Raw genomic sequence first — 12,681 nt, forward strand, 5'->3', positions numbered from 1 at the left:
AGAATGGTTTTCTGGATTGTTCTGGGGCTGGTTATTTTGTACAGTCATTATATTGAAAAGAGTTCCATCACTCTCTGGAAAGATAAAAAGTATTCAGTTGCTTTTTATGTAGGATCTGTTATCTGTCTGTACTTCATTTGTGCATTTGGCAGTGGCTTTCTTAACCTTTTAATCAAAATGGCTACACAGGAAAAGACTAGCGGAAAACTTATCCAGATGCATTCAATCTTTAAGAATAATTATTTTTTGATTATTTTTACCTGCTTAACGGCCGGTGTTGTTGAAGAATCTCTGATGCGGGGATACATCCAGACCAGAATAGAAAAGATCTATAAGAGTCCTTTTTTAGGAATTGCAGTTTCTTCTGTTTTATTCGGCATCCTCCACAGCACCTATGGAACTATCGTGCAGGTTGTTGGACCTCTCTTTATCGGGATTGTTTTTGCCGTATTTTATAAACGATATTCCAACATTAAAATCATTATTATGTGTCACTTTCTGTATGATTTTGTGTCTTTAATGATGATGAATTTTATTGATATTAAACATTTATCTGCTTTTTTACCACTATGAAAATTATAACATCTCCTGCAAAATTAATGAATGTAGAAAATTCAACGGATCTGTTGAAATCTACCACTCCTAAATTCATTGAAGAAGCAGCATTTATACACGCTCATTTAAAACAAAAATCTCCAAAATATCTTTCCGAACTCATGGAAATTTCCCCGAAACTGGCCGATGAGAATTGGGAAAGAAACCAGAAATGGAAAGCAAAACCTACCGCAAAAGAATCTGCGCCGGCTATGTTTGCCTTTACCGGGGAAGTCTACAGAGGTCTGGACGCTAAAACACTGGATAAAAGTGCGGTAGATTATTTACAGAAAAACTACAGAATGCTTTCCGGGTTGTATGGCCTTTTAAAACCTTCTGATAAAGTAATGCTGTACAGACTTGAAATGGGACGTCCTTTTTCATTCGACAGCTATAAGAATCTGTATGAGTTCTGGAGAGAAAAAATCACAGAACGGCTGAATGCTGAAATGAAAAAAGGCGAACTTCTTCTTCATCTTGCCAGCAATGAATACGGAAAAGTAATTGACCGCAAGAAACTGAACCACACCGTCATTGATTTTGAGTTCTACGAACTGAGAGATGGAAAACTGAAAACCATCGTCGTGTACACAAAACATGCGAGAGGATTGGTCGTTAGATTCTGTGCGGAAACCAATGCGCAGACTTTAAATGATGTAAAAGCGTTCAATTATGAAGGGTATCTGATTGATGAAGATAAATCCACGGATACTAAACTGGTTTTCACAAGATAAATGACAATTTCAGCATTCAAACAGCATTTTATTACTTCAGTTTCTGATTTTTATACAGAATCGGAAAGTACTTTTTTATACTCTATTTTTATTGAGAAAATTGTTGGGCTTGATTCTTTTCAGCAAAGAAGGTTTTCTCATCAGGAATTATTGATTGATGATGAAAAACAGCTGCTGGAAGTAATTGCAGCCTTGCAGACCAATATGCCCTATCAACATATATTGGGTGAAACCGATTTTTATGGAATGACCTTTTTTGTAGACGAAAACGTACTTATTCCACGGCCCGAAACGGAAGAACTGCTGGAAATTGCAATCCGTGAAATCCGGACTTTAGCCGCTCATACTTCTGAGTTGAAGATCCTTGACATTGGAACCGGAAGCGGGATTATTCCTCTTGTTTTAAAAAAGCATTTCCCGGAAGCAGTTGTTTCTTCCATCGATTTTTCTGAAAAAGCGCTGGAAACGGCAAGAAAAAATGCAGCGTTCCATGAACTTGACATTCATTTTATCCATAGTGATTATCTGAATATTGAACTTAATGAAACGTATGATGTCATTATTTCCAATCCTCCTTATATCGGAATGGAAGAAGAGTCTGAAATCGCTGATTCGGTGAAGGAATTTGAACCTATGATGGCACTCTTCTCTCCTACTGCCGATGCATTAATTTTTTACAGGAAAATTGCTGAAGATTCTAAAAAACATCTGAATAAAAACGGATTATTATTTTTAGAAATCAATCAAAAATTAGGTCCGGAAACGCTGGAACTCTACAAAGGCTTATTTTCAAAGGTTGAGCTGGTCAAAGATCTATCAGGGAACGACCGGTTTATTTTCGGAATTAAATAAAAGAAAACATGGAAATTAAAATACATTCCATCAACAATACTAAGGTTGCTGAAATACTTTCCGATGAGATGGTCATCCAAAATTTCCAGGATGGCCTGGATCTGCTGGGAAATATTTATTATCAGGGCATTGATAAAATGGTGATGTATGAAAAAAATATTACGCCCCTATTTTTTGATTTGAAGACGAAAATGGCAGGCGATATTCTTCAAAAATTTTCCAACTACCGGGTACGATTGGCTATTGTAGGAGATTTTAATACTTATGAAAGTAAAAGCATGAAAGATTTTATTTTCGAAAGTAATACAACCCGGCATATCAACTTTGTTAAAACCCTGGAAGAGGCATTAGAAAAACTCTCCGGATAATATAAAGAATCGGTTATTAAGGTAATCGGTTCTTTTTTTATCTCATCAATCATCTTTTTTATTAATTAGGCAAATTTTCCTTTCTATCATTCATGATTCCGGAAACAGAATAGATATGAATATGCTTCAAAATTGAATTAATACATTATTAAAATAATCTTAAAAACCCTTTATTATAAGCAATTTAATTCATGTTTGATAATAAATTTCACATCAAAATGTTTTATATTGATTATTTATATATATTTGTGTGTAATCGATTACACTTTGTACAATCAATTGTAAAACTAAACCAAAACTATCAATCATGAAAAAACTTTTCACCTACTTTGCGCTGTTCGTCAGTTGCTGTATGGCGCATGCACAAGTAACGATTACACAGGCCACAGGATGGCTGGAATCAGCATATGTAAAATGGACTCCCGTCAGCGGAGCAGACAGTTACAGAGTCTATTATACGGGAGGTGGATTCACCAATAAAATCATTGACAATCAGCTGATCAGAAGCTATAGTTCTTATTTCAGGGCAGATATTTTAGGGCTGAGCCCAGGAAACTATACCATGAAAGTTGTTCCTGTCACCAATTCTGTTGAAGGCCCGGCAGCCGTTTCAAGTCAGGTTACGGTACTTTCACATGACAGAACGGGATTTGCACACAGCAACGGCAAAATTCCGGGCGCTTATAACCTCGACGGAACACTGAAACCTAATGCTGTGGTTCTATACATCACACAGGCAACAAAAAACACGGTATCATTGAATGTAACGGGTGCTACCACGAATCCATGTGTCGGATTACAAACTATTCTGGATGGCTTCAAAAAGGGAAATGATACCCGTCCGTTGGTTATAAGACTGATTGGGAATATCACGGATCCCAATTATCTGCTGAACGGTGATGTGGTAGTGGAAAATAAAAAAAATCCTTTAAGTTCTATCACAGTTGAAGGCGTAGGTTCTGATGCAGTAGTTAACGGCTGGGGAATAAGAATTAAAAACGCAACCAATATAGAGGTCCGTAATCTGGGGTATATGCTTACGGATGCTGCGGAAGGTGATAATTTAAGCTTACAGCAGGATAACAGCTATATTTGGGCTCACCACTGCGATTTATTTTACGGAAAACCGGGTTCAGATGCGGATCAGGTAAAAGGTGACGGTGCACTGGATGCCAAAAAATCCACGTATGTTACTTTTTCTTACAATCACTTTTGGGATAATGGAAAAAGTTGCCTTTTAGGGCTTAGTGAAGGCACAAATACAGGATTATATATCACTTACCATCACAACTGGTTTGATCATTCAGACTCAAGGCACCCGCGGATCCGCTACTACTCCGCCCACGTGTATAATAATTACTACGATGGAAATTCCAAATATGGGGTGGGTTCTACTTTAAGTTCTTCTGTTTTCGTGGAGGGAAATTACTTCAGAAACTGTAAATATCCTATTCTTACTTCCAAGCAGGGAACTGATATTGCGAATAGCTCTCCCGGTACCTTCTCCAATGAAAACGGTGGTGTTGTAAAAGCATTCGACAATTATATGATCAATCAGAATGCTTTTGTCGCTTACCATCCCTCTACAGCACCCACTCAATTTGATGCTTATGTTGCATCAAACAGAAACGAAGTTGTAGGAGGAACAATCAAAGCTTTACAAGGCAATGGAACCTATAATAATTTTGATACGGATACTTCTCTTTATATTCATTCGTTAGTTCCTGATTCGCCGGTTACCGCAAGGGATAAAGTCATGCAATATTCCGGAAGGGTTTCCGGTGGGGATATCGCCTGGACATTTAACAATGCTGTTGATGACAGTTCTTCTGATGTAAATACAGGATTAATGGCTCTTTTACAAGGATATACTTCTTCGCTGGTCTTTGTACAGGGTGAAACTCCGGTGATAGCCAATCCTCAGACTTTAACGATTGCTGCCAATAATGATCAAACCGTAGTGACTGGAACGGCTATTGCTTCAATGGTATTTACCTGGGGCGGAACGGCTACTGACGCCACCGTAACAGGAATTCCGGCTTTCGGAATCAGCTTTGTGAAAAATACAGCGAATAAAACCATTACGGTATCCGGTACTCCTACCGCTGATGTGGATTTTATGGTAACAACGACAGGAACATCGGGTACTCCGGTTTCAGGAACGGGAAGTATTGCAGTTACTTCCACGACTATTCCGCAGGGAGATGAGATTCATAATTTTACCGCAACGGGATTCATCAGCTCTTTTTATACGTTTGTTTCAGCGAATATCAATTCTACGGACGGTAATGCCGTATATGATGGACTAACACTAACAAAACGCTTAAAAATAGAATCCGCAACTGCGATACAGTATACTACAACAGCTCCTTCTTCATTGACATTGGTTTTTGATCCAACTTTCAGCGGGACGATAAAAGTAGACGGAATATCATATACGGCTTCTTCAGGAGTGGTAACGATTCCTGCTATTGCAGCAGGCTCCCATTCGATTACGAAAGGAAGTGTAGCCAATCTTTTTTATATTAAAACCCAGTATTTCTCTTCTGCCGTATTGGCTCTACAGGAGGCTAAAGCCGGAAAAATGACTATTTATCCTAATCCGGTAGAAAAATCATTTACCATTTCCAATCCTGACCGTACTCCGATAGAACAGGTTATCCTGACTAATATGACAGGTACAACAGTCTTCAATCGTACAGAAAATGTATCATTGGTTGATATGACGGGGTTACCAGGTGGAGCGTATATACTTCAGGTGAAGACCAGTAAAGGCATTACGGTTCAAAAAATCATTAAAAAATAATCATGCTGCCGGGTAAAAATTAATAACAGAAACCGCCTCATATGAGGCGGTTTTTTTGATCAAATCAACTTATATTCATAAAAACAGCAAAACCAATGAAATTCAAATTAAGAGAACGGTGAAACGTTTTCTATCCTGAACTTCATTGGTTTTTATTATAGATAATTTATCTTTATTACCTTATTTTCTTTTTCACAAAAATCTGATAGCTTAGGTAGATGAGCGGAAGGGACATAATGCCCAGGAAATACATATTATGAAGTGCAATATCCGGATGCATGATGATAGAATATACGAGTCCAAAAAAAGCACCTCCCAGGTGAGCGGAATGTCCTAAATTATCCCATTGTTTAGGATTCAGCATCATATATACTGAATACCCGAAATATAATGTTCCAAAAAGCCAGCCCGGCAAAAAGTTAACACTAATTTCATTGGGAGCCATAGCAATGGCTGCAAAAATAATCCCTGATACGGCTCCGGATGCTCCAATCGCTGAATACCACGGCTGTTTTTGATAAATCAAAAGGCTAAACAGGTTTCCGAGAATCATTGAACCAAAATAAATAACTAAAAAGCCTACCGGCCCGAAGAAACTAAGTATTGCTCCCTGAAAAAAGTACAGCGAAAGCATATTGAAAAACAAGTGCATAAAATCAGCATGCAAAAATGCGGAACTCACCAGTCGGATATATTCTTTCCGGTTACTGATGGCATTCACATTGAATTTGTATTTTTCAAATAAAGCGATATTGTTGAAGCCCATGTAGCTAATGACACATGTAGCGGCAATAATGATTAAAACAACTGCATTCATAATTTCAATATTTAATTTTCAGGTTCTCCGCCTTCAAACAGATCGCCGATTACACTTCGGTCATCATCCACAATACCGTCTCCGATTTCCGGTTCTTCATAGACTTCCGGTTCTTCTTCCTCAGGTTCAGGAATGGTTATATTAATTGCTTTTACTTTGAATTTGGTAAATTGATTTCCAATCGCTTTTATCCCTTTCACAGCAATGAATTCATCAATATTTACTGTTTCAGGATCGCGTTCCTTTCCTTTGTCTTTTGCGAAAACTATTTCTGCGGTAGAACCGTCCGCCACAATGATATTCTCGATGAATGATTTCGGATGATCCGATGGCATGAAGGTCTGCACATTGGCTGCATTTTCCAACAGGAATCTCTTGATAAAATAGATATCTTTTTCCCCGTCGTAGTAAATACAGGTGATAGGTTGCTGTGGGCGCCATTTTTCCAATACCAGATATTCATCATCGAAACGGTTTCCAAGATCGAAAGACACCAGTTTTACCTCTCCATTTGTATTGATGGTTAAAATCTTATCATCTCCTTTAAAGCTTCCCAGCAGCACTCCTCTTCCATCAGCATTAAGCCTTCTTACGGTATCGTCAAACCATATTTTCCTAGGGGCTAATGTAGAAACGCCTTCCTCTTTCAGGTCTACTTTTTTAACGGAATATTTGGTCACCAGATTTCCTTTAGAATCCCGCCCTTTAATGGCCAGTTCAGAGAAATCTACATCCATTTTATTTTTTCTGATTCTTGGATTGGGTTTTAAAAGAACACTTACCGTTTCAGCTTCACCATTAGGATTTGCTGAGAAATAAAGCATTTCCGATCCTTTTTTATCTGACGCCAGCGGATAATCGGTGTTTCTTGTTACCCCGGTTACAGAAAAACGTTTCATATAGTAAGGTCCTTCTCTTCCTTCACGGTAGATCATATTGTAGACCGTTCTTTTGTCATTTTTCTTCCAGATGGCAACGTGAAGAAGATCTTTTCCGATAAAGGTTTTTGCTTCTACCTTCACCACCTTCATGCTTCCGTCTTTTCTGAAGGTAATGATATCATCGATATCTGAACAGTCGAATAAGTATTCATCCCGTTTCAGAGAGGTTCCTACAAATCCTTCTTCCCAGTTTACATAGAACTTCTCATTGGCTACGGCTACTTTGGTAGCATCAATTGTATCAAAGATTCTCAGTTCCGTTTTTCTTTCTCTTCCTTTTCCGTATTTTTTCTGGATATTCAGGTAATAATCAATGGCATATGCGATAAGGTTACCCAAATGGTGTTTTACCATTTCTATTTTTCCTTCAAGGGCAGCAATATTTTCTTTGAATTTATCTAAATCAAATCTTGAAATTCTTTTGATACGAATTTCCGTTAATTTAAGGATATCTTCTTCTGTTACCGCTCTTAACAGGTGTTTTGTATGAGGTTTTAAGCCTTTATCAATTGTTTTTATCACATCTTCCCAGGTTTCTACCTCTTCAATGTCGTGATAGATCCTGTTTTCAATGAAGATTCTCTCCAAAGATGAGAAGTGCCAGCTTTCCTGCAATTCATGAAGTTCGATTTCCAGCTCTTTTTTAAGCAGGGAAACGGTATGGTCTGTATTCCTTCTCAGGATTTCAGAAACATTCAGGAACATTGGTTTATCACCGACAATAACACAGGCGTTGGGTGAAATCGTCACCTGACAGTCCGTAAATGCATACAGTGCATCAATCGTCTTATCGGGCGAAACTTCATTATGTAGATGAATAAGAATCTCTACCTTGTCGGAGGTATTATCTTCTATCTTTTTAATTTTAATTTTTCCTTTTTCATTGGCTTTCAAAATAGAATCGATCAGATCGCCTGTATTTTTAGAAAAAGGAAGTTCCGAGATGATTAAGGTATTTTTATCAAACTGGGAAATTTTGGCTCTGGCTCTTACTTTTCCGCCTCTATGGCCGTCATTGTATTCAGAAACATCCAGGAAACCTGCGGTGAGAAAGTCGGGAAACAATTCAAATTTTTTCCCTTTTAAATAGGCAACAGAAGCATTAATTAACTCGTTAAAGTTGTGCGGAAGTATTTTGGTTGAAAGTCCTACCCCAATTCCTTCCACACCCTGTGCAAGAAGCAGCGGAAACTTTACGGGAAGGTCTACCGGTTCATTGTTTCTTCCGTCATAGGATTTTGCCCATTCTGTAGTTTTAGGATTAAATACCACTTCCAGTGCCAGAGGAGTCAGCCTTGCTTCAATATATCTCGCTGCGGCTGCAGAATCTCCCGTATAAATATTCCCCCAGTTTCCCTGAGTATCGATTAAGAGTTCTTTTTGCCCGATTTGTACCATCGCATCGGTAATGGAGGCATCACCATGAGGGTGATATTTCATGGTATTTCCTACGATATTGGCCACTTTGTTGTAACGGCCGTCTTCAAGCTCCCGCATGGAGTGCATAATTCTTCTCTGCACAGGCTTCAATCCGTCGTATACTGACGGAATGGCTCTATCCAAAATAACATAGGAAGCGTAATCAAGAAACCAGTCTTTATACAATCCTGAAACCTTTTTCAGGCTTTCACCTTCATGCGAGTTTTCTTCTGTCATCATTTATTTTAATTCGTTTTTCTCTTTATTAGCTTTTACCACTTTATTCAGAGAGAGTTGTAAATCGTTTACTTCTTTTCTTGTTAAATAAGAAATTTCATATTTTAACATTGTTGAGCCACTGTTCTTACTTGAAATCGTAACGTACAATCTTTTGATAAAAAAGATGTTGATTACATCGTATTTTATCAGTTTATATTTTGGAAATTCATCGTGAAGAGGCTTGTCTAAAAAAGGAATAATATTCCTGTTTTTAAAGTTAAGAGCTTCTCCATCACTGTCATATTCAAAGATCTGTCTTCCGTTGAGGTGAAAAACAATCAGCATCATAACAGGAACCAAAAGGAACAAATAGCTTTCAACTCCCAATATATTAAACCTGTATTCATTCAGTAAGAATGCACCAATTCCGGCCGTTACAAACATCATTAACAGGGTATTCACAAAGTTATAGACCGGAGCTTTGTTACGGTTACTTAATCTCATAATTTCGGTGTTTCAATAAATGGTATTAGTTTGGTTAGTTTTTACATTAATTATACCTCCGCATCGTCTAAAATTTCTTTTTTATCAATGTCGGTATCTTCCACGACAAGATTTTCAAGAATAAAAACCTGCCTGTCCGGGGTATTTTTCCCCATATAAAATTCCAGAAGCTGTTCTATCGTCTGGTCTTTTCCTATGACTACCGGCTCTAAACGTATATCTTTACCGATGAAATGCTTAAATTCATCTGGTGAAATCTCTCCAAGTCCCTTAAATCGGGTAATTTCAGGATTTTTCCCCAGTTCGTTCAATGCTTTTACTTTCTCTATTTCTGAATAACAGTATCTCGTTTCCTTTTTATTTCTCACCCTGAATAAAGGTGTCTGCAGGATATAAAGATGTCCGTTTTTAATCAGATCAGGAAAAAACTGCAGGAAGAATGTAATCATCAGAAGGCGGATGTGCATTCCATCGACATCGGCATCTGTTGCGATAATTACATGATTATACCTAAGGTCTTCAAGGCTGTCTTCGATATTTAAAGCGGCCTGAAGTAAGTTAAATTCTTCATTCTCATATACCACTTTCTTGGTAAGTCCATAACAGTTCAACGGTTTTCCTTTCAAAGAAAATACAGCCTGCGTTTCTACATCCCTGGATTTTGTAATAGATCCTGATGCAGAATCTCCCTCAGTAATAAAAATCTGTGTATCTCCTTTTCTTTCAGCCTTCTGATCGTTGTAATGCTGTCTGCAATCCCGAAGTTTCTTGTTGTGAAGCGATACTTTTTTAGCTCTTTCTCTGGCAAGCTTCTGGATTCCTGAAAGTTCTTTTCTTTCTCTTTCTGAAATTAATATTTTTCTCTGAATCGCTTCTGCAATCTCAGGATTCTTATGCAGGAAGTTGTCTAACTTGCTTTTTAAGAAATCTATAATAAAAATCCTTACCGTAGGACCTTCCGGACCCATATCATTGGATCCTAATTTCGTTTTTGTTTGTGATTCAAAAACAGGTTCCTCTACATTGATGGAGATGGCTGCAATAATGGATTTTCTGATATCAGAAGCCTCGAAATTTTTATTAAAAAATTCACGGATGGTTTTCACATACGCCTCACGAAAAGCATTAAGGTGCGTTCCACCCTGCGTTGTATTCTGTCCGTTTACAAAAGAGAAATAGGTCTCTGTCTGTGACTTATCAGAATGGGTAATGGCTAATTCAATATCGGTATCCTTTAAATGGACGATCGGATAAAGGATTTCGCTTTCCAGCTCTTCTTCCAGTAAGTCTTTAAGTCCGTTTTCAGAATAAAATGTTTCTCCGTTAAAGAAAATTTTCAATCCGGGATTCAGGTACGCATAATTGCGCAACATCCTTTCGATATATTCTTTCCGGTATTTGAAGTTCAGGAAAATATCGGCATCAGGAATGAAAGAGATTTCAGTTCCGTTTCTGTCGGAAGTTTCTTTTTCATCATAATTTTCCGTCATCAATCCGCGTGAAAACTCGGCCATTTTCATTTTTCCTTCACGGAAAGAGCGTACACGGAAATAATCGGAAAGTGCATTTACTGCTTTGGTACCGACTCCATTCAGACCTACCGATTTTTTGAAGGCATTACTGTCATACTTACCACCGGTGTTCATTTTGGAAACAGCATCAACTACTTTCCCCAGTGGAATTCCACGTCCAAAGTCACGAACCGTAACTTTACCGTCGTCCACTTTTATTTCAATTCTTTTACCCGATTTCATTCTAAACTCATCGATAGAGTTATCGAGAATTTCCTTAAGCAAAATATAAATACCGTCGTCGGCAGATGAGCCATCTCCGAGCTTCCCGATGTACATACCGGGGCGCAAACGGATGTGCTCTTGCCAGTCGAGCGTTCTGATATTATCTTCGGAGTAGATTGGATTTATTTCTTGTGACATATATAATTTCAGCAAACATACAAAAGTACGAAATTGTACAAAATTATCCGAATTTTTTGTATCCGTTTTTTTTAATATTCCTGCTAATGTATTGCATTATTATCAATCAAATGATATATTTACAAAACTATTCAACACCAGGTGAAAAAAAACAAATTATTTCTTTCATTTTTATGTATAATATTTTTTTGCTCTCTTTTTTCTGCACAAATTCCGGGGTTGGTAAACTATAATGAAGAGGACGGCTTAAACAGTTCATATACCTACCGCTTCAGCCAGGATAATAACGGATTGATCTGGATAGGAAGCGATAATGGTTTATTCCGGTTTGACGGAAAGGAATTTAAGCAGTATACTAAAAAAAATGGACTGAAAAATATTGAAGTCCTGTCATGTTTTCCTTTATCCAACGGAGAAATTTTTATCAGTCCTTTTTTAAGCGATTATGCATTTCTAAAAGATGGAAAGATCATCAATTCCGATGTTAATAAAGAGCTTAAAAAAATACATTTTAATTATAATCCCAACGTTTATATCCAAAATAATAATCTCTATCTGTATACTTCATACAATCCGGAGGCTATTTATGTTTATAGCAATGGAAAGATAAGCACTATTCCATTGTTTATCAAAAACGGCAATCCTTCCGGAATGTATTATGCATTTAACCTTGATCTTGCCAGCAACCTGATGTATTTTGTGGATGAAAATGCAAAAAAAAATATCGAAGCGTATAATATTATTACCCACAAGAGAACGGTATGCAATATCAGCTTAGAAAAAAATACCCCGGCTTACAGTAAAGGTAATTTTTATATATTCAGACATAATAATAAAGTTGAAGTTTATAAATTATATAATTCATTTTATTTTAAAAAGATACAGTCTTTTTCTGTCCGTGAAAATATCCATCAGATTATCATTGATAAAAATTACAGAGTATGGCTGTGTCTTGAACAGGGAGGAGCGCTGTACTTTAAGCACTCTTTACTGGATAATGTGAATCTTTCCCATCCTATCAAATTTCTGGATAAGTATATCATCAATGATATTATGGTGGACAGAGACAACAACACCTGGTTTTCTACCCGAAATAACGGGATTTATTTTATTACTGAAAAGGCTTTAAACAACTATATTCATCTGCCGGTCTCTAACAACACCGATTACATCACTGCAATCGAAAAAAATGGGAATACTATATTTTTAGGATATAATGAAGCAAAAAGCGGGATTTATCACGCTAATACCATAACAGATCTCGTCTTTGAAAAGGATCGAAAAATAGAACATAAAGCCATTTTCTCTGAAGGAAACACCACTATTTTCGGCTTAACAGGCAGTCTTATTCATTATAATACTACCTCTAAAAAAAGTTCCTTTTAAAAGAATATAGTTTAAAGAATTTACTTCCTTATACTCCGGGTTCTGTACTGATCTGTTCGAGTGAAGGACTTACAGCCTACAATTATCAAACCCGAACCTATGAAGAA

At 37.2% G+C, this 12,681-nt stretch carries 10 protein-coding genes; 6 read left to right on the forward strand and 4 right to left on the reverse strand.

What is annotated here, in order from left to right:
* Nucleotides 1-3 precede the first annotated feature (3 nt).
* The 5 genes from IW15_RS12200 (at nt 4) to IW15_RS12220 (ending at nt 5,354) form a co-directional block, all read left to right on the forward strand.
* Nucleotides 4-573 carry a CPBP family intramembrane glutamic endopeptidase gene (locus IW15_RS12200; protein WP_165585188.1) on the forward strand — a complete coding sequence of 190 codons (570 nt, stop codon included), beginning with the start codon at nt 4-6 and terminating at the stop codon, nt 571-573.
* On the forward strand, nt 570-1,328 hold the full coding sequence (yaaA, locus tag IW15_RS12205; protein ID WP_034711571.1) for a peroxide stress protein YaaA: 759 nt from the start codon (nt 570-572) through the stop codon (nt 1,326-1,328). Before IW15_RS12200 ends, yaaA begins: the two co-directional genes overlap by 4 nt.
* Nucleotides 1,329-2,180, forward strand: a complete 852-nt coding sequence (gene prmC / locus IW15_RS12210; protein ID WP_051881987.1) for a peptide chain release factor N(5)-glutamine methyltransferase — start codon at nt 1,329-1,331, stop codon at nt 2,178-2,180.
* Between the two features lie 8 nt (nt 2,181-2,188).
* Nucleotides 2,189-2,548 (forward strand): DUF4180 domain-containing protein, encoded by a 360-nt coding sequence (locus IW15_RS12215; RefSeq protein ID WP_034711573.1) that lies wholly within the window; start codon nt 2,189-2,191, stop codon nt 2,546-2,548.
* A 307-nt stretch (nt 2,549-2,855) separates the two neighbouring features.
* Complete coding sequence (locus IW15_RS12220; RefSeq protein WP_034711575.1) at nt 2,856-5,354, forward strand: pectate lyase family protein; 2,499 nt, start codon at nt 2,856-2,858, stop codon at nt 5,352-5,354.
* 175 nt (nt 5,355-5,529) lie between these two features.
* On the opposite strand, the gene IW15_RS12225 is transcribed toward IW15_RS12220, so the two are convergent.
* Genes IW15_RS12225 through IW15_RS12240 form a run of 4 tightly spaced genes read right to left on the reverse strand, consistent with a single transcriptional unit; the run spans nt 5,530 to nt 11,188 of the window.
* Nucleotides 5,530-6,171, reverse strand: coding sequence for a rhomboid family intramembrane serine protease (locus IW15_RS12225; RefSeq protein ID WP_034711576.1), 642 nt, complete (start codon nt 6,169-6,171; stop codon nt 5,530-5,532).
* Nucleotides 6,172-6,182: 11 nt separating this feature from the next.
* The gene (locus tag IW15_RS12230) at nt 6,183-8,771 is read right to left on the reverse strand and encodes a DNA gyrase/topoisomerase IV subunit A (RefSeq protein ID WP_185097422.1); all 2,589 of its coding nucleotides are present in this window, start codon (nt 8,769-8,771) and stop codon (nt 6,183-6,185) included.
* The gene (locus IW15_RS12235; protein WP_034711578.1) at nt 8,772-9,254 is read right to left on the reverse strand and encodes a hypothetical protein; all 483 of its coding nucleotides are present in this window, start codon (nt 9,252-9,254) and stop codon (nt 8,772-8,774) included.
* A 50-nt stretch (nt 9,255-9,304) separates the two neighbouring features.
* A complete protein-coding gene (locus IW15_RS12240) occupies nt 9,305-11,188 on the reverse strand; it encodes a DNA topoisomerase IV subunit B (protein WP_034711580.1) in 1,884 nt (627 codons plus the stop codon).
* Nucleotides 11,189-11,407: 219 nt separating this feature from the next.
* Here IW15_RS12240 and IW15_RS12245 point away from each other — a divergent pair, with 219 nt between their 5' ends.
* On the forward strand, nt 11,408-12,574 hold the full coding sequence (locus IW15_RS12245; protein WP_165585189.1) for a two-component regulator propeller domain-containing protein: 1,167 nt from the start codon (nt 11,408-11,410) through the stop codon (nt 12,572-12,574).
* The last annotated feature ends 107 nt before the right edge of the window (nt 12,575-12,681 follow it).

Origin of the sequence: Chryseobacterium soli, assembly GCF_000737705.1 — a bacterium.
Lineage (GTDB): Bacteria > Bacteroidota > Bacteroidia > Flavobacteriales > Weeksellaceae > Chryseobacterium > Chryseobacterium soli.

Coding starts and splice junctions, on each gene's coding strand:
- IW15_RS12225 (WP_034711576.1), bottom strand. CDS start 6,171: ATGAATGCAGTTGTTTTAATCATTATTGCCGCTACATGTGTCATTAGC.
- IW15_RS12220 (WP_034711575.1), top strand. CDS start 2,856: ATGAAAAAACTTTTCACCTACTTTGCGCTGTTCGTCAGTTGCTGTATG.
- IW15_RS12240 (WP_034711580.1), bottom strand. CDS start 11,188: ATGTCACAAGAAATAAATCCAATCTACTCCGAAGATAATATCAGAACG.
- yaaA (WP_034711571.1), top strand. CDS start 570: ATGAAAATTATAACATCTCCTGCAAAATTAATGAATGTAGAAAATTCA.
- prmC (WP_051881987.1), top strand. CDS start 1,329: ATGACAATTTCAGCATTCAAACAGCATTTTATTACTTCAGTTTCTGAT.
- IW15_RS12200 (WP_165585188.1), top strand. CDS start 4: ATGGTTTTCTGGATTGTTCTGGGGCTGGTTATTTTGTACAGTCATTAT.
- IW15_RS12235 (WP_034711578.1), bottom strand. CDS start 9,254: ATGAGATTAAGTAACCGTAACAAAGCTCCGGTCTATAACTTTGTGAAT.
- IW15_RS12230 (WP_185097422.1), bottom strand. CDS start 8,771: ATGATGACAGAAGAAAACTCGCATGAAGGTGAAAGCCTGAAAAAGGTT.
- IW15_RS12215 (WP_034711573.1), top strand. CDS start 2,189: ATGGAAATTAAAATACATTCCATCAACAATACTAAGGTTGCTGAAATA.